At 56.4% G+C, this 22,307-nt stretch carries 21 protein-coding genes; 11 read left to right on the top strand and 10 right to left on the bottom strand.

The features are described 5' to 3' along the window. Positions 1-52 precede the first annotated feature (52 nt). The 4 genes from FGZ14_RS16130 to rplU form a co-directional block, all read right to left on the bottom strand. Positions 53-1,153 (bottom strand): hypothetical protein, encoded by a 1,101-nt coding sequence (locus tag FGZ14_RS16130; RefSeq protein WP_139925235.1) that lies wholly within the window; start codon positions 1,151-1,153, stop codon positions 53-55. Next, complete coding sequence (locus tag FGZ14_RS16125; RefSeq protein ID WP_139925234.1) at positions 1,146-2,429, bottom strand: site-specific integrase; 1,284 nt, start codon at positions 2,427-2,429, stop codon at positions 1,146-1,148. Before FGZ14_RS16125 ends, FGZ14_RS16130 begins: the two co-directional genes overlap by 8 nt. 501 nt (positions 2,430-2,930) lie before the next feature. Further along, positions 2,931-3,215, bottom strand: coding sequence for a 50S ribosomal protein L27 (gene rpmA, locus FGZ14_RS16120; protein ID WP_139925233.1), 285 nt, complete (start codon positions 3,213-3,215; stop codon positions 2,931-2,933). A gap of 98 nt (positions 3,216-3,313) precedes the next feature. Beyond that, positions 3,314-3,619, bottom strand: coding sequence for a 50S ribosomal protein L21 (gene rplU / locus FGZ14_RS16115; RefSeq protein ID WP_110976236.1), 306 nt, complete (start codon positions 3,617-3,619; stop codon positions 3,314-3,316). 448 nt (positions 3,620-4,067) lie between these two features. Here rplU and FGZ14_RS16110 point away from each other — a divergent pair, with 448 nt between their 5' ends. Continuing rightward, on the top strand, positions 4,068-5,030 hold the full coding sequence (locus FGZ14_RS16110) for a ribonucleoside-diphosphate reductase small subunit (RefSeq protein WP_139925232.1): 963 nt from the start codon (positions 4,068-4,070) through the stop codon (positions 5,028-5,030). A gap of 84 nt (positions 5,031-5,114) precedes the next feature. Here the strand turns inward: FGZ14_RS16110 and FGZ14_RS16105 are convergent, their stop codons facing one another. Next, the gene (locus tag FGZ14_RS16105; protein ID WP_139925231.1) at positions 5,115-6,242 is read right to left on the bottom strand and encodes a metallophosphoesterase; all 1,128 of its coding nucleotides are present in this window, start codon (positions 6,240-6,242) and stop codon (positions 5,115-5,117) included. Between the two features lie 434 nt (positions 6,243-6,676). Here FGZ14_RS16105 and FGZ14_RS16100 point away from each other — a divergent pair, with 434 nt between their 5' ends. The 6 genes from FGZ14_RS16100 (at position 6,677) to FGZ14_RS16075 (ending at position 14,957) form a co-directional block, all read left to right on the top strand. Beyond that, entirely contained in the window at positions 6,677-8,395 is a 1,719-nt protein-coding gene (locus FGZ14_RS16100; RefSeq protein ID WP_139925230.1) for a CotH kinase family protein, read from the top strand. Between the two features lie 378 nt (positions 8,396-8,773). Then, complete coding sequence (locus tag FGZ14_RS16095) at positions 8,774-11,155, top strand: ribonucleoside-diphosphate reductase subunit alpha (protein WP_139925229.1); 2,382 nt, start codon at positions 8,774-8,776, stop codon at positions 11,153-11,155. 80 nt (positions 11,156-11,235) lie between these two features. Continuing rightward, positions 11,236-12,414 (top strand): DUF4062 domain-containing protein, encoded by a 1,179-nt coding sequence (locus tag FGZ14_RS16090; protein WP_139925228.1) that lies wholly within the window; start codon positions 11,236-11,238, stop codon positions 12,412-12,414. Between the two features lie 173 nt (positions 12,415-12,587). Then, positions 12,588-13,190, top strand: a complete 603-nt coding sequence (locus FGZ14_RS16085; protein ID WP_139925227.1) for a hypothetical protein — start codon at positions 12,588-12,590, stop codon at positions 13,188-13,190. A 300-nt stretch (positions 13,191-13,490) separates the two neighbouring features. Next, the gene (locus FGZ14_RS16080; protein ID WP_139925226.1) at positions 13,491-14,030 is read left to right on the top strand and encodes an SHOCT domain-containing protein; all 540 of its coding nucleotides are present in this window, start codon (positions 13,491-13,493) and stop codon (positions 14,028-14,030) included. A 225-nt stretch (positions 14,031-14,255) separates the two neighbouring features. Next, positions 14,256-14,957: a hypothetical protein gene (locus tag FGZ14_RS16075; RefSeq protein WP_139925225.1), complete on the top strand. Its 702-nt coding sequence runs from the start codon at positions 14,256-14,258 to the stop codon at positions 14,955-14,957. A gap of 139 nt (positions 14,958-15,096) precedes the next feature. Here the strand turns inward: FGZ14_RS16075 and FGZ14_RS16070 are convergent, their stop codons facing one another. Continuing rightward, complete coding sequence (locus FGZ14_RS16070; protein WP_139925224.1) at positions 15,097-15,396, bottom strand: hypothetical protein; 300 nt, start codon at positions 15,394-15,396, stop codon at positions 15,097-15,099. Positions 15,397-15,907: 511 nt separating this feature from the next. On the opposite strand from FGZ14_RS16070, the gene FGZ14_RS16065 reads away from it, so the two are divergent. Then, on the top strand, positions 15,908-16,471 hold the full coding sequence (locus FGZ14_RS16065) for a hypothetical protein (RefSeq protein WP_139925223.1): 564 nt from the start codon (positions 15,908-15,910) through the stop codon (positions 16,469-16,471). Positions 16,472-16,610: 139 nt separating this feature from the next. After that, a complete protein-coding gene (locus tag FGZ14_RS16060; protein WP_139925222.1) occupies positions 16,611-17,498 on the top strand; it encodes a DUF5694 domain-containing protein in 888 nt (295 codons plus the stop codon). Positions 17,499-17,540: 42 nt separating this feature from the next. Here the strand turns inward: FGZ14_RS16060 and FGZ14_RS16055 are convergent, their stop codons facing one another. From FGZ14_RS16055 to FGZ14_RS16040, 4 genes are all read right to left on the bottom strand, one after another. Next, on the bottom strand, positions 17,541-17,942 hold the full coding sequence (locus tag FGZ14_RS16055; RefSeq protein WP_139925221.1) for a nuclear transport factor 2 family protein: 402 nt from the start codon (positions 17,940-17,942) through the stop codon (positions 17,541-17,543). 81 nt (positions 17,943-18,023) lie between these two features. Further along, the gene (locus tag FGZ14_RS16050) at positions 18,024-18,353 is read right to left on the bottom strand and encodes a hypothetical protein (RefSeq protein ID WP_139925220.1); all 330 of its coding nucleotides are present in this window, start codon (positions 18,351-18,353) and stop codon (positions 18,024-18,026) included. A 190-nt stretch (positions 18,354-18,543) separates the two neighbouring features. Beyond that, positions 18,544-18,987, bottom strand: coding sequence for a hypothetical protein (locus tag FGZ14_RS16045; RefSeq protein WP_139925219.1), 444 nt, complete (start codon positions 18,985-18,987; stop codon positions 18,544-18,546). Between the two features lie 191 nt (positions 18,988-19,178). Continuing rightward, positions 19,179-20,636, bottom strand: a complete 1,458-nt coding sequence (locus FGZ14_RS16040; RefSeq protein ID WP_139925218.1) for an aldehyde dehydrogenase family protein — start codon at positions 20,634-20,636, stop codon at positions 19,179-19,181. 418 nt (positions 20,637-21,054) lie between these two features. Between FGZ14_RS16040 and FGZ14_RS16035 the strand changes: the two genes are divergently transcribed. Together FGZ14_RS16035 and FGZ14_RS16030 are read left to right on the top strand one after the other, a co-directional pair. Continuing rightward, entirely contained in the window at positions 21,055-21,522 is a 468-nt protein-coding gene (locus FGZ14_RS16035; RefSeq protein ID WP_139925217.1) for a hypothetical protein, read from the top strand. Between the two features lie 105 nt (positions 21,523-21,627). Continuing rightward, the gene (locus FGZ14_RS16030) at positions 21,628-22,251 is read left to right on the top strand and encodes an Hsp20/alpha crystallin family protein (protein ID WP_139925216.1); all 624 of its coding nucleotides are present in this window, start codon (positions 21,628-21,630) and stop codon (positions 22,249-22,251) included. Positions 22,252-22,307: the final 56 nt, after the last annotated feature.

Raw genomic sequence — 22,307 nt, 5'->3', positions numbered from 1 at the left:
CCCATCCAATGGGTCAAAATGGGCCGAACTGAAAAGACCTGTTCCGGCCTGTTTACTTATCGGATGAGGGTGTTTTTTGCGGTTGCATTGCTGGCTCTCCCAGCTTTGTATATATCTGGTCAACCTTTGTGCCTTTGACTGGGGACTGGGTTACAGTATCAACATTGTCGCGGCCTACATCAGTAATCCTAGTCTTACTTGGACCAGTTCCAAACGTACTTTTAAGTAGGTTTGCGCCTTCCGCAGCAGACAGCTCCCAAGATATTAGACTCCGAAGCTTTAATGCCCAAAACAAACTAGCCCAAGCCCCCGATTTTGCGGCGAGTGTAGGTCGATGATTTTCAAAGTCATACATGCCTAAGTGCTGGCTGCCTAATAATGCGTTCAGGAGTTCGGGAGTAAATCCACCTATAAGCGCATCGTAGAAGTTTCCGTAAGTCGGGCCTGAGCTTGGAGCATCGGTAGAATCCGGTATAGTTGATTCCTTCTTTTGTCTACTCAGCCAATTGCGTACGGTTCCTATCCCGTCCCTCAACTCCTGACAATCGAACAACGGCACCCCGCTTTGCATATACTGCCAAGCATAAGCAGCCCCAATACTGTCTTTATTCCGCTTGTCCTCAGCGGCTGTCTTACTCAAGACTAAAGATGCTTTTGCACGAGTTGGCAACGGGCTCAATTCGCCTGAAAAGTCCATTATAATAGGGCAAAGCCTTCCCAGCCCATTAGCAGAATAAAGCCATTGGGAATCTCTCACCGCCTTCTCTATATCAGACACTAACCCCAAGATATAGTCTGTATCCGCTTCGTCTTTCGCGTCAAATAGCCATTCCAGCGTCGGGATAATATCTACGGAACGGCCAGTTATCAACTCACAGAAGCGGTGCAAGAACTTGGGGCTGTGTGGCAGTGGGGACGGGAATTCAGCTAATTTGCCTGTGTATTCATCTATACAAAATTCAAAAGGACGTCCTTTTGCTTGGTTGAAGTTTGGATTAACGGCGTTGCTTCGCCAGTCCAAATAATCCTGCGCTGCAAAATCCTCCCAAGTGGTACAGTCGTGCGCGGCAGTTCCATAGCGTTCAACCATTGCCCGGTCGAAATCCTCCGCAACAGCTTGCCGCTCTTGTAGCCTTTGCAGGTAATCACTCATTGGGAGACGTTTTCAAAGCTGGCATTTCGTGGAATCGGGCAAACTCCTCAGCCACTCGCTGAGGCGTGAGGTTCACGTACCGCTGGAATGATTTGTACGACGTGTGGCCGGTCAGCTTCATTACGAACTCGGCACTCATACCCTTGCCCAAGTTTAGGGTTACGAACGTACGGCGGGCCGTGTGTACCGTCAGCTTCTCATACTTAGGGCACGTCGTCACATCCGCCACCCCTCCCCGGTAGCGGATAACCTCTACCGGCGAATCAATCCCGGCCAGTTGGCCCAACTCTTTCAGAAAGCGGTTCAGTACCGGGTTGGTGATAGGCTGATTTTTCAGCGTATCTAGTTCGCCTGCCAGCAGCCGGTTTACGATTGCCAGGGCGGCGGCGCTCAGGGGCACGTTCACCACGGCGCGGGTTTTCTTGGCAGTCAGGCGCAGATGAGCCGGCAGCTTCTCGGTGGCGGGCCGTAGGTGCTGGGGCCGGATGCTCACTAGGTCGGAATACCGCAGGCCAGTGTAGCAGGCCAGCAGAAACCAAGCACGGCCCTTTTCCAGCCGGGAGCCAGCAGGCAGCGGTAAGGATTCCAAAGCAGCCAGCTCGGCGGCACTCAGGGCTATTACGTCTGGCTCCCTACGTGCCCAACTTACCCGGTCAAGTGCGGTGCTTTCGGTATAGCCCCGCTTACCGGCCCACTTCATAAAGGCTTTGAGCCGCCCTAGATGCTTGTTGATGGTGTTATCAGTCAGGCGGGCCACGTTCAGCAGGTAAGCAGACCAACGGTCACCCATTGCTGGGGTGAGGGTATCAAAGTCAATAGCGTAGCCGTTGGCCTCGGCAAACTCCCGAAGGTGGCGGCCCGCCGTGGCGTGAGCTTGTGCTGTACGCACGGTGCCAGCGGCGCGAGTGTAGGCTACCCATTCGTCGTACTGCTGCCAGAACTTCTGAGGTGCATCAGCTAGCGGCGCGGGTTCTTCTGCTTCCTCAGTTTCGGCAAGTGCCCGCAACTCGGCCGCCGTGGGTGCGGTGCCAGCGGCGGCGTGGGTATCGTAGCAGGTAGTAAGCCGCTTCGTCAGCAGTTCCAGCCAATCGTTTATTGCGCCGTTGCGTGGGTAGCCTCTAGTCAGGGCGCGGCGTTCCTTCGCGTCCCACTGTTTGGGGTGAATAGAGCGGTTGGCGTATACCTTCACACGTCGCCCATTGAAGCTGAGGAAGCAGAAGATAGGGGTAGGTTTGTCTGCACCGGGAGCAGAGAGCAGGAACGATATTTTAGACATATTGGAGCAGCTTTATTGCCACTCCTAAGGTATGTGGCTTTGTCCTATGTAGGACAGTATATAGGACAATAAATCCGATTTAATCCGATTTTGTCCCACTTATTCCGACAACGCAAACACACAAAACAGCCTTTATAGCGGCTTGAAAGCGTTTTTATGTCTGACTTGGTATAGGGCTAGATTATAGGTTGCAATCCAGTCCCCGCTACCTCAAGCGACCCGGTTGCCTCCACGGCAGCCGGGTCGCTGTTTTTTACCCCTATCCCAGAGAGGCGGAGTACGATTGGGCACGGCTCTATGCTTGGTCTTAACACACTACCCGTGCAAGGTTGCCTACTTCTAGGCCCCTGCGCAAAGGCTACCCTGTGGTTTCCAACGCAGGAGAAAATTCCCTACAGCACCCGATGAAGGAAGCTCAACGCAAAAAGGGACAGCCCTTGCGGACGGTCCCTTCTGCTCAAAATTCCGGATAATCCGAAGGTTCTATCAGTCGCTCCGCGACTACTCGGCTACGGCTGCCTCAGCTACTTCTGTAACGGGAACTACCGATACGAACGAACGGTCTTTGCGGCCCTTACGGAACTCTACCGTGCCGTCAATCATAGCGAACAGGGTGTGGTCTTTGCCGATGCCCACGTTCTGGCCGGGGTGGTGCTTGGTGCCACGCTGACGAACGATGATGTTGCCGGCGATGATGCCTTGACCACCGAAGATTTTCACGCCGAGACGCTTGGAATGCGATTCACGACCGTTGTTAGAGCTACCTACGCCTTTCTTGTGTGCCATGGTATTGTTAAGTTGAGAGTTATCAGTTGCCGGTTGCTAGGCTATTGTTGCCACATCTTACACAGACTGGCAACTAGCAACACACACAGGCAGCTTAATTACCCGATGCTGTTGATCAGTACTTTGGTGAACTGCTGACGGTGACCGTTCAGCTTCTTGTAGCCCTTACGGCGCTTCTTCTTGAATACAAGAACCTTGTCGCCCTTCACGTGAGCCAGGATGGTACCGGTTACGGTAACGTCCAGCTCAGGAGCGCCAATAGTGATGGTTCCTTCGTTATCGGTCAGCAGGGCCTTGCCCAGCTCCACGGTGTCGCCGACGTTGCCAGCCAAACGGTGGGCGTATACAAATTTATTGGCTTCGACCTTGGTCTGCTTCCCAGCTATGTTGACAATTGCGTACATCGGCGTCTTCGCGGTTTCTGAAAAATGGAAGGCAAAAGTAGAAGGATGATTTTACAAATCCAAACCTAACTCACTAAACCTCATTGCTCCCGCCTTCCCGAGGCTTCTGCGGAGCATAAGCAGGAACGCGCTGGCGGGTACGCGAATAATTTTTTTGTGGACAACCGCAATTATCCACAAGCAAAATGTGGATAACTTTTCTTATCCCAGGCCGGTTCTCTCCAAAAGCCGCTTTGCACGCCCTAGGGTCAATGTTCAGGAGCTTAGAGTTATACACAAAAATTAACACACAAAAAAGCGGTGCTACGTCCTAGCTTCCCGACAGTGGGGTTTATCTTTGGCTTCGGCTGGACCGCAACAGTCTAAACATTCGGCTTTGCGGGTGGGTTAGCCCACCGCTGGCCTCGCGGCCGGACGCTTTTGCACTTATCATTTTACTCTTGTTGCCATGGAACCTCTGCTTACTGAGAACCCTAACCGCTTCGTCCTCTTCCCCATTCAGCACAACGATGTGTGGCAGATGTATAAGAAGGCCGAGGCCTCGTTCTGGACGGCTGAGGAAATTGACCTGGGTCAGGACCAGAAGGACTGGGATTCGCTCAACGACGGGGAGCGGCACTTCATCAGCCATGTGCTGGCCTTCTTCGCTGCCTCCGACGGCATCGTGAACGAGAACTTGGCCGTGAATTTTATGCAGGAGGTGCAGATGGCCGAGGCCCGCTGCTTCTACGGCTTCCAGGTGATGATGGAAAACATCCACTCGGAAACCTACTCCCTGCTGATTGACACCTACATCAAGGACGCCAAACAGAAAGACCACCTCTTCAACGCCCTGGAAACAGTACCGTGCGTGAAAAAGAAAGGCGAGTGGGCTATTAAATGGATCAACTCGGAGAACTTCACAGAGCGCCTGATTGCCTTTGCTGCCGTGGAAGGTATCTTCTTCTCGGGCTCGTTCTGCTCTATCTTCTGGCTGAAGAAGCGTGGCCTGATGCCGGGGCTGACTTTCTCTAACGAGCTGATTTCCCGCGACGAAGGACTGCACTGCGACTTCGCCTGCCTGCTCTACAAAGACCACCTGGTAAACAAGCTGCCCGAAGCCCGCGTGCACGAAATCATCCGCGACGCGGTGCAGATTGAGCAGGAGTTCGTGACCGACGCACTGCCCGTAAACCTGATTGGCATGAACGCCCAGCTCATGTCGCAGTACATTGAGTTTGTGGCTGACCGCCTGCTCGATGCCCTGGGCTACAGCAAGATCTACGGTGCTACCAACCCCTTCGACTTCATGGAGATGATTTCGCTGCAGGGCAAAACCAACTTCTTCGAGAAGCGTGTGGGTGAGTACCAGAAGGCCGGCGTCCTGAGCGAGCGGACATCGAACGCCTTTTCCCTGGACGAGGACTTTTAACCGTCGGGCGGCCGCTTATTACAGCGGCTCCACCAAACCCAAATAAACAACGAGGGCCGGCAGTTATCTGCCGGCCCTCGTTGTTTACTGTATAACGACCTGCTCTACCTGCGAGAGGCCATTGCCCGTTAGCTGCAGGTAGTACAGCCCGGCCGGCAGGGAGTTGCGCAGCCAGTTTAGCTCGTGCCAGCCCCGGGTAGCGGGGCCATCGTAGAGGCGGGCCACTTCCTGCCCGATGGCATTGATAACCCGCAGCTTAACCACGGAGGCCGCTGGCAGATAAAACTCCAGGCGGGTATCCGTCTGGAAGGGGTTGGGGCCAGTAAGGTAGAGCTTGGCAACGGGACTGGGGGCCCGGTGCAGCACGTAGGTGTCAATCAGGGTCCGTTTGCGGGTAAAGAACTGCAGGGCCAGACTGTCGGAAGTGGCGGTCAGGAGCATGGCTCCGTAATCGGCGTTAAATACAAGCTGGCTTTGCGGCAGGCGCTGGGTTTTCACCCGGTACAAGCTCCGGCCCCCAAGGCCATTCACAAAGTAGGGCAGCCCATCCACCATCAGCCGCTCGTAGTGGTGGTCGTGGCCAGCCAGTACCATGGAAGCGCCCCACTGCTGGAAAGGCCACTGCATTACCTGGGAGCTGCCGTGTGCTCCGGAGGAGTAGGGGGCGTGGTGCAGATACACCACTTTCCAGCGTGATTTGGAAGCCGCCAGCGCCGTGCGTAGCCATTGTGCCTGCCGTGAATCGGCATCAATGCCGTCGGGCTCGTTTGGGTCGCTGTTGAGCGCGAAGAAGTGTACGTTGCCCCGCACAAAATCATAGTAGCGGCCATTGCCGGGCAGCGTAAAGTAGTCGCGGTAGGCCTCGCCGTTGCGCGTGTAGTAGTCGTGGTTGCCGAGGGAGGGAAAGAACCGGTTGGTAGAAGCGCTGGGACCGTAGCGGCCCTTGTACTGATGAATGTAGGCGTGGTAGTATTGACCAATGTTCTGGTCAATGGTCAGAGAGTCGCCATAATCATAGTTGTTGTCGCCGAGGGTAATGATGAAATCCGGGTCCCAGCTTTTTACCAGGTCGGCTACGTCGCGCTCGGCCGGGCCGGCATAGCCATAATCCCCGATGGCGGCAAAGCGCTGTGCGTGGGCTGAAAGGGGCAGCAGGCCGGAAACCAGCAGGAGCCAAACGCACCAGAAAATACCGCGGAACTGGAAATTCATTGGACTTGAACTATGAAAAATATTATTGGCCAAAGAACCTGACGCGGTCTTAGCTACTCCTGGTTTTTTGTACGTAATTCGCACCCCCTATTTATAAAATAGATCCTATTTGACTTGCTCTTTTTTCACCTGACTTCACTTTAATCAATAAGCATCTCCGATAAGCCACCACCTGCTGCGCGCCATTGCGGCGGGTTTCTCCCTAGCGGCGGGGCTTGTGCGGAGCACCCTAATTAAATCCAAACTTTCGGCATTACTTCCCGCCTGGGGCAGCTCAGGATGAGCAGCCTTTGACCGGCCGGTATGCCTGGCTGTGAGCGGCCGGAAGCCTCTGCCGAAAAGCTAAACAGCCTGCGTAACTCAAAGTTCCGGCCTTTACCCTCCCTACGGGGGTAGGGTTTCATTTCAGATTAATTAACCATATCAACCATTGTATGCTTCAACTCTTTACTAAACGTGTATTTCTACTTGCCGGTATTGCCACTGCATTGGGCACCAGCGCCGTACACGGGGCCGACACCCTCTCCATTGCCTCCCGGTTTTATCACATTGACGCTAAAAAGAAAATCATCATCGTTAATCAGAACACGGACCTGATTAACACGGAAAGCACCCACACCAAAAGCCACCTCGCGCTGGATGACGCGTACGTGTTTGAGCAGCCCGTGCAAAGCATCCAGACGGATTCTTCCTATAAAGTCCGGCTGGCCAACACGGCCTATACGGTGTACTTTACCCAGCTCCCGATTCTGCGCGTTGCTACCCGGAAGGATATCGTGGACAGCCCGTCGGTGTACGCGCAGTTCTCGCTGGTAGAGCCCAGTGGCAAGGTTACGGAATCCGGCATGGGCATAGAAATACGCGGGGGCTGGAGCCAGACCTACCCCAAAAAGTCATTCGAGCTGAGCTTCTGGGCCGACACCACGGGGGCCAGCTCGGCCGACGTGAGCCTGCTGGGCATGCGCACCGACAATAAGTACAACCTGCAGGCCATGTACAACGAGCCCCTGCGCCTACGCAGCAAGGTGGCCAACGAGCTGTGGCAGGAGATACACCAGATCTACTACAAGAACCAGGAGCCCGAGGCCAAAAACGGCATTGCCATTCAGTACGTGGAGGTCTTCATCAACGAGGAGTACCGGGGCATTTACGCCCTGAGTGAGCGGATTGACCGCAAGCAGCTCAAGCTTAAGAAATACAACAACGGTATTACCGGTGAGCTGTACAAGGGCGGAGCCCGCGAAGAAGGCACTGATTTCACGGGCCTGCCCCCGTTCAGCAACACCAGCGAAATCTGGGGCGGATTTGAATACAAGCACCCTGAGGAAAAGATAGACTGGACCAACCTCCACCGCTTCGTGGAGTTTGTGCACAAGAGTTCTGACCAGGATTTCTTCGCCGGCTACCAGCAGAAGTTCAACCTCAATAACGCCGTCGATTATTTCATTCTCCTGAACCTGACGCGGGCCACCGACAACACGGCCAAGAACCTCTACATCGCCAAGTACAAGCAGGGCGAGCCGTACTACTACGTGCCCTGGGACCTGGATGGTGTGTTCGGCACGGACTGGCGGGGCTATGAAACCGGTACCGTGGACGATATTCTCTCCAACGGCTTCTACGACCGGCTGCAGCAAGACTGCTCGCCCAACGGATTCCGGGCGCGCCTGCGCAGCCGCTGGGCCGAGCTGCGGACTTCGGTTATCACGGAGACTCACATCATGGACAAGTTCCGGACGACGATGGGCTACCTGGCGGCCAACAATGCCTACGAGCGGGAAAACCTGGCCTGGGCCCAGTTCGAGGCCAAGGAAGACCAGCTGGAGTACACCGCTACCTGGCTGCAGAACCGCCTGCGCTTCCTGGATGCCACTTTCAGTCAGTCGTGCAGCCCGGCTCTGGCCGCTACCCCCTCTGCGGCTGCCAACGCCCTGAAGCTCTACCCCAACCCCGCCGAGGACTACCTGATGGTGGAAGCCGGGGCAGGCACCCAGGAGTTGAGCATCCGGGATTTGAGTGGGCGAGTGGTGCTGCAGGCTACCCTGCAGGGCCCGCGCAACCGGGTAGATGTCCGGGCTCTGCGCAAGGGCCTGTACGTGGCTACTATCAAAACAGGGGCGCTGATCCGGACGGAAAAGCTGGTGCTTAACTAGCGCCGCACCCTGCCGCTGCCGCGCCTGCCTAACCGGCCTGCTCCCGAAGGAGCGGGCCGGTTCTGTTTTCGCCCAGGGCCCTGGTGGCGGCCACCGCCAATACCACTTCTCCCGGAAATCAGCAACTCAATTTCCAACTGTTTTAGTCGGCTATATAGCCGTGTGCAAATAACAAAAACCGCCTAAGCACTAGCCTTTTAGCGGTATGTGGAAAACTTCCAAAGAATAGGTTTGTCCTGACCTTTCCAGACGGATATCTTCGGAACCGTTGACCTTGCCTCCGGGGGTAGGGAAGCGCCCGAGTGTTTACCTGAATTGTTTGGCTGGCCTGCTCCGGCCGTACTCATACTTCTACTACCACATCAACCTGCTACGCCTATGTTGGTAATCAAACGCGACGGCCGCCGCGAGTCCGTGAAATTCGATAAAGTCACGGCCCGCATCGAAAAGCTCTGCTACGGGCTCAACCAGAACTTCATTTCCCCGATTGAGGTAGCCAAGAAGGTTATCGACGGCATTTACGACGGCGTAACTACCGTGGAGCTGGATAACCTGGCAGCCGAAACGGCGGCCTCGCTCACGACCAAGCACCCCGACTACGCCATTCTGGCCGCGCGCATTGCCGTGAGCAACCTGCACAAGGTCACCAGCAAGTCGTTCAGCAGCACCATGAAGCGGCTGCACACCTACGAGGACCCCAAGACGGGCGAAAACGCCTCGCTGATTGCCCAGGACGTATGGGAAATCGTGCATGCCCACGCGGCTACCCTCGACTCGGCCATTATCTACGACCGGGACTACAACTACGACTACTTCGGCTTCAAGACCCTGGAGCGCTCCTACCTGCTGCGCCTCGATGGCAAGGTAGTAGAGCGGCCCCAGCACATGCTGATGCGCGTGGCCGTGGGTATTCACAAGGAAGACATTGCGTCGGCCATTGAAACATATAACCTGATGAGCGAGCGGTGGTTTACCCACGCTACGCCTACCCTCTTCAATGCCGGTACGCCCAAGCCCCAGCTCAGCTCGTGCTTCCTGCTCACGATGAAGGATGACTCGATTGAGGGCATTTACGACACGCTGAAGAATTGCGCCCTGATTTCGCAGAGCGCCGGTGGTATTGGCCTGGCCGTGCACAACGTGCGCGCCACGGGCTCTTACATCAAAGGCACCAACGGCACCTCCAACGGCCTCACACCCATGCTGAAGGTGTTCAACGATACGGCCCGCTACGTGGACCAGGGCGGCGGCAAGCGCAAGGGTGCTTTCGCTATTTACCTGGAGCCTTGGCACGCCGATATCTTCGACTTCCTGGACCTGAAAAAGAACCACGGCAAGGAGGAGATGCGCGCCCGCGACTTGTTCTACGCCCTCTGGACGCCCGACCTGTTCATGAAGCGCGTGGAAGCCAACGGCGACTGGACGCTGATGTGCCCCAACGAGTGCCCCGGCCTCGATGAGTGCTACGGCGAGGAGTTCGAGCGCCTCTACCAGAAGTATGAGCGTGAGGGCCGCGGCCGCAAAACCATTAAGGCCCAGGACCTGTGGTTTGCCATTCTGGAAAGCCAGACCGAGACCGGCACGCCCTACATGCTGTTCAAGGACGCCGCCAACAACAAGAGCAACCAGAAAAACCTCGGTACCATTAAGTCGTCGAACTTGTGCACCGAGATTATGGAGTACACCGACAAGGACGAGGTAGCCGTGTGCAACCTGGCCTCGTTGGCCCTGCCCCGCTACGTGCGCCCCGACGAAGCCGGTAACCTGATCTTCGACCACCAGAAGCTCTACGAGGTAACCTACCACGCCACGATGAACCTCAATAAGGTCATCGACATCAACTACTACCCCGTAGCCGAAGCTGAACGCAGCAACCGCCGCCACCGCCCCATCGGGCTGGGCGTGCAGGGGCTCGCCGATACGTTCATTGCCCTGCGCATGCCCTTCGAGAGCGACGAGGCAGCGGGCCTGAACAAGGATATCTTCGAGACCATCTACTTCGCGGCCATGACGGCCTCCAAGGACCTAGCCATCAAGGACGGGCACTACGAAACCTTCCCCGGCTCGCCGCTGAGCAAGGGCCAGTTCCAGTTCGATATGTGGGGCGTAACGCCGGAGTCGGGCCGCTGGGATTGGGAAACGCTGCGTGCTCAGGTAATGGAGCACGGCGTACGTAACTCCCTGCTGGTAGCGCCCATGCCCACAGCTTCTACGGCCCAGATTCTGGGTAACAACGAGTCGTTTGAGCCCTACACCTCCAACATTTATGTGCGCCGCGTGCTGAGCGGGGAGTTCATGGTGGTGAACAAGCACCTGCTCAAGGACCTGGTGAAGCTGGGCCTGTGGAACGACCAGATGAAGAACGCCATCATTGCCGCCAACGGCTCGGTGCAGGACATCCCGAACATTCCGCAGAACATCAAGGACTTGTACAAGACGGTGTGGGAGATTTCGCAGCGCCGCATTATTGATATGTCGGCCGACCGCGGCGCGTACATCTGCCAGAGCCAGAGCCTGAACCTGCACGTGCTGAACGTGAACTTCGGTAAGCTCACCAGCATGCACTTCCACAGCTGGAAGAAGGGCCTGAAAACCGGCATGTACTACCTGCGCACCAAAGCTGCCGTGGATGCCATCAAGTTCACGGTGCAAAAGCAAGCCGCCGAGACCCTGGAGCCGCTGAACGTATCGGCCCAGAACGCCTCCGACATGGCCTGCTCCCTGGATAATCCAGACGCCTGCGAGGCGTGTGGTTCGTAAATATTTTCGCAAATTCAAATAAAAGAGAGGGCAATTATGTTGCCCTCTCTTTTATTTAGTTCTTCTTAATAAGAAATTAAATGGCCAGCCTTAAGATATTTGTTTCTTCTACTTCTTATGATTTAGGGTTACTACGTTCACAGCTAAGAAACTTTTGTTCCAGCTTAGGCTATGATCCAATAACCAGCGAAAACTCAGATGTTCTATATGACCCTAGGATGCACACTCACACAAGCTGTGTACAGGAAGTTTCTAACTGCGATGTAGCTATCGTTATCATAGGATCTAGATTTGGCGGCAAAATAATACCCAAAGCGCTTGAATATATTGATATTGAAAAGGTAAGGGATGCTAGTCGCAATAAAAAACTTTTAGAAAATCCATCAGAGTTATCTATTACACAACTAGAAGTAATGAAGGCTATCGAACATAAAATACCAATATTTACATTCATAGACAATAGAGTAATGCATGATCATTTAGTCTATGAAAAAAATAAGAATAAAAATATTTTATCTAAGATAGAATTTCCTTCAATAGAAAAACCAGAAACAGCTGTATACATATTCGAATTTATAAACTTCATTCGCCAATTAACGGATAATAATAGCATTCAGGGATTTTCTAAATCTGAGGACATAGAGAATCATCTACGAAAACAATGGTCAGGATTATTTCAAAGATTATTGGCTGAACAACGGCAAAAGCACAATGAGGAAAAACAAATTCAGTTTTTGTCTAGTCAGCTAGCAGATATACAAACTGCAATCATGACCTCAATTCAGAATACTGATGTAAAGGAAATAGCGAAAGGCGCTGTTAAATTCAGAAGAGTAATAGAGTTTTTACTATCACTGAAAGAAGAAAACATTAATTATAAATCATTAATTACTACTTCAATTATTAGTTTACCGGAACTATTAGGCGACTTCAAGATAATCGAATTGAAAGAAGTTGCAGATATTCGTGTATTAGACAGGTATTCAAATAAAAGAGTTGCATTAGTAAGGAATGACAATAAGTTTTATTTAAGCATATATTACATGACAGTAAATGGAATAGAAAAAGAGTGGGACGATTTCAAGCAATTAAATCTTAAGATAAGAGAATCAATATACGATGCCATCGAAGATTTATACTTAACAAAAGAACACTTCTTAATACCATTAAAACTTCAGGAAATAAAAATAGGGGAATATATGAAAATAAATAATGCTGCAAATATTCCTACAGACGATGATAATGACTTGCCTTTTTAACACCCATTTAGCACGATTCTAACATAACGTAGCGTAACTTGCAACGCGGCAAACCGAAACCGCGCCGCTTGGAAAAATCCGGGCGGCGTTTTTCATTCAAGAAGGAACCACAAAGTCAGCGGCACGACTTGGCACAATTGTCTATATAGCGTTTCTACACTGCTCTATTCCTTATGAAATACAACGCTACTCTCTCGCTACTGCTGGGCCTGACGCTGACCTTTACCGCTGGTTGTGATAAGGATGACCGGGAACAGACGCCCGAGCCACTGCCGGAGCCCGCAGTTACCTATAGCCGCTCCATTGTGTACCAGGACAACGGCCAGCACCGGGATACCACGTTTCAGGCGAAGCAGTTAGAGGCCTTCGTGACCCAGAGCGCCCAGAGCCTATCCGTAGGCGTACAACCCGCCACCACTACCGAGGGTATCAACTTCGCGCTGGAGCGTACCAAACTGCCTGCCACTCTCACCGGAAGTTATACGCTCAAAACCATCGGTAACGGGACCCTGGATGCGGATGTAAACTACTACTACGACCTGCCCGAAAGCCGGGGCGGCGGTACCATCATCTACCCCAGCAGCATGCAGTACGTTACGGGCAGCCTCGCCATCAGCAGCTACGATGCCAAGCGGCAGCTCCTGAGCGGCACCTATACCGCCACCCTAACCGGGGCCAGCGACCCAACCGTGTCCTACGGTACCTTCCCCAAGCGCAAGTGCGACATCACCGTCACGGGCACCTTCGCCAACGTGCCGTTGAAGCAGGTAGAATAGCCTGTTAGCTCACTTCTAACCGCTCCGGAGGAGATACTTGTGCCTCCTTGGAGGGTGTAGTAGTGTTTGGCAACTATTGCCACCGCCGGATATAGCCGTTTCTTCTGTTATCTGGCAGGGCCTGGGGCGGCGGGGTGCAGCACTTCGCCGCCGGAGCAGCAGGTAGGTCAGGCAGCACCAGCCGGATATTCTACTTAGTGCCCTGCTGCGCCCCGCAGAAGCCTTAATGAAGGCTGTTTGGAAGTTAGCAGGACAGTACCTTTACTTAGTAGGTAAATCAATTTCATTTATATCCAGATTATGAAGTTCCTGGGAACTATCATCTCCGCCGGCTTAGGGCTGCTGGCTACTACCCACGCGCACGCTCAAAAACCGGAAGAGTATAAGGCCTCCAATAACATAACCTATCATCCCGGCGACACAATTCGCCTTGGCCGCGGCTCCGCACCCAATGGTGATTTTCGGTATTTGCAGGTAGGTGGCTGGGGAGCGGCTATGGCCAATAACCCCACCGGTAACCGGGACTTCTACAATGCCAAACGCTCCCTTGCGGGTTTGGCGGTGGTGGTAAAGAAAATAAACACCCGCCGGTTACATGGGCAAGCTACCACCACGTTTACAGTAGGGGCCGGAACGATAACCAACTTCAACCTCCTGATTGAGGAGGCTATAGCCTCATGCGAAGTAGCTGCCTGTAAATCAGCGGCACCAGAAACGGCAGCCCAACCACAACCCGATAAATACGACCGGCTTAACAAGATTAAAGCCTTATTGGATAATGGCACCCTCACTCAAACAGAATATGAGAGTGAGAAAGCAAAAATCCTGGCTGGACAGTAAGGGACTCCTGGTCCTTTGGGGAATCTTACCACATTAAACAACAAAGCTCCTGTAGTCTATAGGAGCTTTGTTGTTTAATGTGGTAGCCACCTAGCGGCTTATTTTGCTTATGTCACGTGGCTTACCATTGGTGCCTTACTTACTACCAATACCCATAAGAAACAGTTGGTGCGCGGGCACAACGGCATTTGGCAACTGTTGCCGCCGCAGGATATCTTGCCTCCCATGAATATACAGACAAAGGCGAGGCGGTTTCTGCTGTACCTGGCAGGGCTTGGAGCGGCGGGGTGTAGCAATTCGCCGCCGGAGCAGCAGATAGGGCAAGGGCCGCCGGTGGCCTCGGCAGCTTCGGTGGCGCAACCGGCTACCGCTGAGGCGCCTACCCCCGCGTCCGGCGCCTGCTCTTTGCCAGTGTACGATATGGAGGCCCTGAACAACCGGCTGACGGAGGAGCAGAGTCTGCCCGATAAGGCGGTGGCGCGGCTGGTCCGCCAGTACCCTCGGCTGCCGGAGATGTTCCGAAAAACGGAGGACGGCCTGAACCTCTACGCCCTCGATACGGTGAGCTGCCCGAAGTTTCGGCTGGTATCCTACCTCTACCAGGGGTACGACTACTATGCCTACCTCTACTACGTCACCTTCAGCCCGGATGGGCGCCAGCTCCTCGACTGGACCCAGGTAGCCACCATCGGGGCCGACGAAGGCTGGTACGCACGGGCGGGCATGCGGCTGGACCCGGATGGCCGGCTGCGGGTTACCGCCCTGGTGCAGGACGCCTCCGAGCCCTCCAGCTACGTTACCGACTACCAGGATTCCGTGGTAACGGCCTACCGCCTCACGCCCCAGGGCCGCTTCCAACACACCCGCCTCGACAGCGTCCGGCATAGCCTGCCCTCTCCGCCTCCGGATGCGGAGCCCGCCGGCTAAGGGTTCAGGCCATCCGAGGGGGTAGGCAAGCCCCAGGTTTGCCCGGCTCTTGCAGCAGCTTCCGGAGGCTGATGATGCGCCTATAAAAAAGGCTCCCGCTGGTGCAGGAGCCTTTTGGCTTTTGGAGGGGGGTAGGCGACTAGTGGCGTCCGCGGCCGTGGCCCCGGCCGTGCCCATGTTTGGGGCCGTGGCCATGTCCGTGGCCGCGGGGGGCGTAGTACACGGGCTGAGCCGGTACGAGCATGACGGGGCGGGGCTGGTAGTAGTGGCGGCGGTGCTTCCAGTGGCGGGCCGGGCGGGCCTCGCGCACCACCACTACCGGCGGAGGCGGGGCAGGCCGCCCAATGTTGATGGTTACCTGGGCCTGGGCCGGAGCCGCATCCAGCAGCAGCAGGGTAGCGCCGGCAAGGAAGGCAGCAAAGGGAAGAGCTTTCAGCATGTGGGAGTTGGTAAAGTGGGAGAGAGACAAGGAGCCGCCAGATTGCGTGAGGAACCTAAAGCCAGGTAGCCCGCCGCGTTGCCGGCTCAACAGTTGTCTTCAAAGATTAAGCCAGAGCGCCTGTTGGAATAGTGGTAGTGCTGTGTTTCAGCGCCTTGCGCTTTACGCCATGTTGTGCTCTTGTTTCGCCCTGGGATGGTCTGGCACAGGTCTTCCGGAAATCGGCATAAGCACACCGGGGCACCGATGGCGCATCAGACCAGAAGCAAAGCAGCGCGCCTGAGCCATTGCGCGCCTACCCCACGTCAGCACGAGAGATGTCTCAGCAAGCTCTACATGACCCTCCGATGGGCTCATCGGAAGCTATTCAATCTTTCATCAGCTCATTTTAGGCGTCGCACTCTTTTGCTAATATGCAGAACACCAGGCCTAAACCTGCCTGCTGTGAACAGGCCAAACGGGCGACTACCGCTTGGCAATACCGCTCCTTCCTGGATAAGCTCTTCTGCTGATGTCGCCACCCGGAAAGCCCACTCCCATGCCTTCGCCAGCGGTCCTGGCGTTGTACAACGCCCTGCCCAGCGTGTTCTGGTCGGTGCTGGGCCTGGCGCCGCTGGCCTGGTTCTGCTACACGCAGGTAGAGCGGCCGTGGCTGTACGGCCTGCTGGCGGTGAGTCTGCTGGGGTACGGCCTACCCAGGCGCTGGTTCCCGACGTGGCAGCTCAGTTGCGGGCCGGCGGCTTACCGGCGTCTGGGCGTACCGGCAGTAAACCACTTCACCCAGCACGGCACCTTCATTAACCGGCTTATCCGGGCGCGCTACCCCCGGTATCGGCACGTGGGCACGCGGGCATCGGTGCGGGCGCTTGTTGGGGGTAGCTACCACATGGAGCGGTTTCATGTGGTGCTGTTCGTGTTTTTCCTGCTGATCAGCGGCTACGCCGTTGGGCGCGGTCAGGCTGGTTGGGCAGTGTTGCTGAGCGTCCTGAACGTGCTTTATAACCTATACCCCATCTGGCTGCAGCAGTACCTGCGGGTGCGGCTGGGGGCGGTACCGGATGGCCGCCAGAGCTGATTTCGCGGGGTTTGGCCGCTGGCTTATCTGTTTCTGAGGGTAGCAGCGGGGAGTGGATGCCGGTGGGGCGGGTGCCGGGGAAGCAGTCAGGCTCAGTACTTCTCCTATCTTCGCCAGCGTTCCTTATTTTCTATTCCTGATGCGTTTATCTCTAGCCCCTTGCCTGCTGGCCCTCACAAGCCTGCTCGGCTGTACCCGCCTGCCAGCCACCGGCCCTCTGCCCACCCCTCCCCAGCACCCTACCGATATTATGCTGGTGGCCTGCCCCCACCTCTCCCAGCTCCGCAAAACCGACAAGCCCACCACCGATGTGCTGACGCCCCCGCGCCAGGCCGAAATAAGAGCTTTCCTGGGTCAGCTCCAACGCTTCCGGCCCGATGCCATCATGGTGGAAGAGCTACCCCAGGAGCAGCCCCGCATCGACAGCCTGTACGCGCTTTACCGGCAAGACAAGCTGGACCTGAGTACCCTGCCCGGCGGCCGCAGCGAGGTGTATCAGCTGGGGTTCGCGCTGGGCAAGCGTCTGGGCCTGGAGCGTATTTACTGCGTGAACTCGGAAGGCGGCACCTCGCAAAGCATTCTGCACGAAGGCAAGAACATCAAGCTGTATGAGGACGCCACTACCGAGCACCGGGTCTACTACGCCCCGGTTGTGCAGAAGTGGGAAAGCGGGGAGGTATCGATGTCGGGGCTGCTGTACTTCCTGAACAGCCGGCCCATGCTGGAGCAGCTGCACACGATGGTGTACCGCACCCCGGCCCGCGTGACGGACGGCACCCTGAAACCCGACCCCATGGTGGACGCCAGCTTCATCAAGCCTCACTACGTGGGAGCAGAGTTTATTTCGGTCATCTACAACCGCGACCTGAAGATCTACTCCAACATCGTAACCACCCAACTGGCTACCGGCAGCGCCCGCATCCTGACCGTTATCGGGGGCCGGCACGTAGCGTCACTGCAGGGCATTCTGGGGACTGATCCGGCCTACCGGGTAGTGCCAGCTACGGCTTATATCAGAAAAAAATAAGCCCGCCTGCTTTAGCAGGCGGGCCAATAGCCAAGGCGCGGGCTACGACATGTAGTAGCAGGGGTAGCGTCGCTGCCGGTAGATTTTGCCATCCTTGAACTCAAACACCAGGCACAGCTGCCCTTGCACCCGTTGGCCACGGAGCAGCGGCCCTACGTCGCTGGCCGTGGTGGCGTGCCAAAGGCCTTCCACCACTACGCTCCCATCGGGGTTGGTTTGCATGTGCTCCACCTCGAAGTGCTGGTCGCGCAGCAGCTCCCGGCCAGCGCGCAGATTGTCCATAATGTCGGTGAAGGAGCGGCGCTGAATCGTTTTGAAAATCAGATTGGGATACTCCGTCTGCTCTACCTCGGGGTGCAGAATAGTCGCGTAGGCTTCGGGCTCGGTGTTAAAGGCCTGAACCAGTTCAAAATAAGAGTTGATTACAGCAAGTTGCGCACTCATGAGGTGGGAAGCACTAAAATGGGATTCGAAGATAAGCGAAGCGTCTTACTTCATTGCCACAGGCTCGTGTTCAACACGGGGTTAGGGTCGGCGGCGCGGGTTGCGCGCCGGTGTGGCAGGCCGGGGCCGCTCTGCGGGCTTCACCTGCCCCGAGTCGAGAGGGCCTACGCTTACCTGTCCGCTGGGTACCGAGGGCTGGGGCAGCGGGTGGCCGGGCAATACCTGGGTTGGGGCGGGCACCGGCTCGGCTTTGCCCTGCCCTACCCCGGCGGGCAGCGTTACGCCCGGCATCGGGCTTACCCGCTCGGTGGGCTGGCGCCGCACGGGCTGCACTGGCGGGCGGTTCTGGGCCTGTGCCGCCGATGCGGCAAGACCCAGGAAAGCTATTCCAAAAAACAGAGTACGAGACATAAAGCAGGGAGCACACGGCCGTTAGGTGAACAGCTGCGCACCATGGCGCAGCACCTGCTGCCAGGCTTTATGGCATACGAGGCGCACCGGAGCCAAGTTCAGCCGTGAGTAGGTGCGCTCCCTCCCAAGCCCCGGGGGTTGCGGGCGCCACGCGGGGTAGGGACCTGCCTGGGCAGTACCGGGGCCGAGGCTACTTTATTGGAGAGGGCGCCTGCTGCAGCAGCCAGGCCTGGGCAGCGGCTTCCGTGTCGAAGGAGCGGTAGGTAAGCGGCAGCTCCTGGCTCTGGGTAGTGACATAAGCCGTTGCCAGGCGCACCATTACCTCCGGCGATACCACCACGGCCCCATAGCGGTAGCCGCCTTCCGTTACGGCCCGCGGCAGCCACTCGTGGGCTATCCATTGCTGCTCCTCGGGGGTGAAAGGCCGCATCCGGGTCTGGTCGATAAGCATGCGGCTCCAGTTGCGCCGCTGCATGCCCAGCATCATCTGCGTAAACAAGGCCTGCACAGCGGGCGTCGGGTACTGTTGGGCTCCCCCGCCCCAAATGGCCCGGATATAGCCCGCGGGCTCTTCCAGCAGGGTGCCCGCAGCATTTTCGAAATACACAACAGGCGAGGACGCGGCTTGCTTCATGAAGAGTAAAAGTACGCTATTGCCAGGCAGGAAATACAGCTGCTACGCCAATTTTGGTGAACAGAGCATCACCGGCCTACCCCTCAGCCGGGCCCAAACCTTCTCACGCAGCAAGGCCGGGAGAAGCGGTGCCCCACGGCACAACGCTTTCCTCCCGGCCTGCTAAAGCCCTTTGTCAGACCTGGCGCGGGCTAGATGGGGTAGTCGCGGGGCTCGTGCTGCACCGAAACCCACTGCACCCGGGTCATTTCTTCCATCACCCACTCGCCCCCAAAGCGGCCCAGCCCCGATTCCCGTTCACCGCCGAAGGGCGCATTGGGCTCGTCGTTTACACTCTGGTCGTTTACGTGAATCATGCCGGTTTCAATCTGGCGGGCCAGCTGCACGCCGCGCGTTACGTTGCCTGTGTGTAGGGCTCCGCTCAGGCCAAAGTCCAGCTCGTTGGCCAGCTGCAGCATCTCGGCCTCGTCGCGGAACGGAATCAGGGGCGCCACGGGCCCGAAGATTTCATTCTGGGCAATGGGCATATCGTTGCGCACGTCGCGCAGCACGGTGGGGTGCAAGGTGGCGCCGTCGGCCTCGCCTCCGCACACGATTTTGGCGCCCTGGGCCACGCTTTCTTCCAGGTCTTTCTGGATGCGCTGCACCTGCTTCTCGTCGATGAGGGGGCCGATGTCGGTGTCGCGCTGTTGGGGGTCGCCTACTTTCAGGGCCTTGGTGCGCGCCACCAGCTTTTCGCAGAAGGCATCATACACCGGCTCGTGCACCAGAAAGCGGTTGACGGCCATGCAGATCTGGCCCTGGTGCATAAACTTGCCCATCATGGCAGCAGCCACGGCCCTATCCAAGTCGGCGTCTTCCATCACAATAAACACGTTGTTGCCGCCCAACTCCAGGGCTACCTTTTTCAGGGCCTCGCCGGCCAGCTTGCCAATGCCTTTGCCCACGGGCGTGGAGCCGGTAAACGAAATCAGCTTGGGCACCGGATGCTGCACGAAGGCGTCGCCGATGACGGACGACTTGCCTACCACCACGTTGAACACGCCCTTGGGCAGGCCAGCTTCCTCGAAGAGCTTGGCCAGGAGCGTGCCGCCGGTTACGGGCGTCTGGGAGGCGGGCTTCACCACAATGGTATTGCCGCAGGCCAGGGCCGGGGCAATGGAGCGCATGGACAGATGCACCGGAAAATTCCAGGGGCTGATGATGCCCACTACCCCCAGCGGCTTACGGTACACGCGGCTTTCCTTGCCGGGGGTGCTGGAGTTAAGGATAAAGCCGTGCAGGCGGTTCGGGAACGACGAGGCCTCCATCAGCACCTCGTGGGCCAGCATGATTTCGGCTTCGGCCTTGGCGTGGGCCCCACCGGCTTCGCGGGCTATCCAGTTGGCAATTTCGTCTTTGCGCTCGAGCAGCAGCTGGGCCGCCCGAATCAGGATGTCGCGCCGCTCCTGGGGTAGGGCGTTGCCCCAGCCCGTAGCGGCGGCTTTGGCTGCGCCGTAGGCTTCGTCGAGTTCCGCGAGGCCGGCGCACTTAATGGTCAGCAGCTCGGAGTTGTCGAAAGGGTTGATATCCTTGATGTAGTCGTCTTCGCGGCCGGGTTTCCACTCGCCGTTGATGAATTGCAGTTCGAGACCTTGGTAGGGTTGCATGAAAAGTTGTTTTCGAGGGGGTGAGAGAAAGAGCAGGTTGCCGGCCCGCAGCAGGTAGGCAATGCAAATCAACCTTGATCAAATACCAATAGTTTGAATAAAATCTGGGGTTGAGCTGGCAATAGCTCACAGAGGCTTTTCAACTCGCCGTTCGCGCTTCCACAATTGCCAGACTATCTTGCTTGCCCATAAAATTCCCTTTCCCGCCGTGCTCTGCCTCTCCCGTTTCCTCTACTTAATCGTTCTAACCGGCACTTTATCACTAACCGGCTGCAACGGCTCGTCGGCCCCGGAATCAGCTAAAACTTCTGCTTCGCCGACTATTATTTCTACGCCTACTGAGTCAAAGACCTGTCAATTACCAGTATACTCGCCAGAAGTAGAGCCCGCACGCAGCAGCCGGCTCAGCGAAGCGACGGTGCAAACGCTACTCTCGCACGCGCCGATCTTCCGGACGCGGTTCGGAAACTACGGCAGCTATGATGGCATATTTGCGTTGGACACTCTGCATTGCGCTGGCTTTACGCTAATACCACTGCTGCACCAGCATGAGGACTGCTGCCAAGAGCTGTACTACTTAACTTTCAAGGGTAGCACTTTAGTGGACGTGAAGGAAGTAGCTTCCAGTGGGGGCGATGGTGACTGGAGCAAAACAAGCACGCTGACTCTGCTCCCGAATGGCCGGCTCCGGGTAATCAGTCGGGAAGTAGATGCCGTAGAGGTAGAGGAGGCCGATATTTCACTGGATACGGCCGCAACATTGGCAGCCCTGAATAAGCAACGCTACGCGCTTGACTCTACGGTAACCGATTTCGAACTCACCCCGCAGGGCAAGCTGGTACGGTTGCCAGTGGATAGTGTACGATTTTATAACCGGCAACTGTAGCTCACAAGGCCTCAGAAAACATATCGCCTCCTGGTAACATCTGATTTTCAGATACGTATAAACTGCCGCTTTTAGTGATGTTTCACTTTAACACGGCTTACAATCATGGCTATTCAGAAGTATCAGGACTCGTTTTCTGACATGAACTCCTCTAGCTTCAGCACCATGCTCGACCGGTTTTTCAGCGACTCGCTGGCTTCCCGGGGGCGGGTGAACAGCTTCTCGCCCCACGTTGATGCCTACGAAACCGAGAAAAGCTACGAGATAGAAGCGGCCCTACCCGGCCTGAAGCGCGAAGACATTAAGGTGGACTTTCACCAGGGACGCCTGACTATTTCGGGCGAGCGGCACTTCCGCCAGGAGCAGAATGAGCGGCGCTACCACATGGTGGAAAGCTCCTACGGCTCTTTCCACCGCGCCTTCCAACTGCCCGATACGGTGGAGGCCAGCGGCATTGCGGCCCGCTTCGAGGACGGCATTCTGCACGTAAGCGTACCCAAGGACGAGAAGAAAACCATGCGCCACCAGATTGAGGTGCGCGGCGGCCAGGGCCAGCACAGCAGCCCCGGCCAGATGTCGGAGCGCATGGGCCAGCAGGCCACCGATGTAGCAGTGCAGTCGTCGGGCGCCCACCCCGGCAACGGACATCCGTCGAATGGCACCGCAGCCTCCACTGACCCCGTTGAGGAAATGAGAAACCGGCCCCAAAGCTCCGGGGTAGGTTCCTGAGTTGCCTTATCGATGGAGTATCAAACGCAAGGCCGGCCCCGTGGGGCCAGCCTTGC

The organism is Hymenobacter sp. DG01 (genome assembly GCF_006352025.1).
In the GTDB taxonomy this organism is placed as follows: Bacteria; Bacteroidota; Bacteroidia; order Cytophagales; family Hymenobacteraceae; genus Hymenobacter.
Note: the sequence above shows the minus strand (reverse complement) of the source record. Positions and strands in the feature narration are given on the sequence as shown.

Coding starts and splice junctions, on each gene's coding strand:
- FGZ14_RS16030 (WP_139925216.1), top strand. CDS start 21,628: ATGGCTATTCAGAAGTATCAGGACTCGTTTTCTGACATGAACTCCTCT.
- FGZ14_RS16125 (WP_139925234.1), bottom strand. CDS start 2,429: ATGTCTAAAATATCGTTCCTGCTCTCTGCTCCCGGTGCAGACAAACCT.
- FGZ14_RS16085 (WP_139925227.1), top strand. CDS start 12,588: ATGAAATACAACGCTACTCTCTCGCTACTGCTGGGCCTGACGCTGACC.
- FGZ14_RS16050 (WP_139925220.1), bottom strand. CDS start 18,353: ATGTCTCGTACTCTGTTTTTTGGAATAGCTTTCCTGGGTCTTGCCGCA.
- FGZ14_RS16080 (WP_139925226.1), top strand. CDS start 13,491: ATGAAGTTCCTGGGAACTATCATCTCCGCCGGCTTAGGGCTGCTGGCT.
- FGZ14_RS16090 (WP_139925228.1), top strand. CDS start 11,236: ATGGCCAGCCTTAAGATATTTGTTTCTTCTACTTCTTATGATTTAGGG.
- FGZ14_RS16045 (WP_139925219.1), bottom strand. CDS start 18,987: ATGAAGCAAGCCGCGTCCTCGCCTGTTGTGTATTTCGAAAATGCTGCG.
- FGZ14_RS16105 (WP_139925231.1), bottom strand. CDS start 6,242: ATGAATTTCCAGTTCCGCGGTATTTTCTGGTGCGTTTGGCTCCTGCTG.
- FGZ14_RS16070 (WP_139925224.1), bottom strand. CDS start 15,396: ATGCTGAAAGCTCTTCCCTTTGCTGCCTTCCTTGCCGGCGCTACCCTG.
- FGZ14_RS16110 (WP_139925232.1), top strand. CDS start 4,068: ATGGAACCTCTGCTTACTGAGAACCCTAACCGCTTCGTCCTCTTCCCC.
- rplU (WP_110976236.1), bottom strand. CDS start 3,619: ATGTACGCAATTGTCAACATAGCTGGGAAGCAGACCAAGGTCGAAGCC.
- FGZ14_RS16130 (WP_139925235.1), bottom strand. CDS start 1,153: ATGAGTGATTACCTGCAAAGGCTACAAGAGCGGCAAGCTGTTGCGGAG.
- FGZ14_RS16100 (WP_139925230.1), top strand. CDS start 6,677: ATGCTTCAACTCTTTACTAAACGTGTATTTCTACTTGCCGGTATTGCC.
- rpmA (WP_139925233.1), bottom strand. CDS start 3,215: ATGGCACACAAGAAAGGCGTAGGTAGCTCTAACAACGGTCGTGAATCG.
- FGZ14_RS16095 (WP_139925229.1), top strand. CDS start 8,774: ATGTTGGTAATCAAACGCGACGGCCGCCGCGAGTCCGTGAAATTCGAT.
- FGZ14_RS16040 (WP_139925218.1), bottom strand. CDS start 20,636: ATGCAACCCTACCAAGGTCTCGAACTGCAATTCATCAACGGCGAGTGG.
- FGZ14_RS16065 (WP_139925223.1), top strand. CDS start 15,908: ATGTCGCCACCCGGAAAGCCCACTCCCATGCCTTCGCCAGCGGTCCTG.
- FGZ14_RS16055 (WP_139925221.1), bottom strand. CDS start 17,942: ATGAGTGCGCAACTTGCTGTAATCAACTCTTATTTTGAACTGGTTCAG.
- FGZ14_RS16075 (WP_139925225.1), top strand. CDS start 14,256: ATGAATATACAGACAAAGGCGAGGCGGTTTCTGCTGTACCTGGCAGGG.
- FGZ14_RS16060 (WP_139925222.1), top strand. CDS start 16,611: ATGCGTTTATCTCTAGCCCCTTGCCTGCTGGCCCTCACAAGCCTGCTC.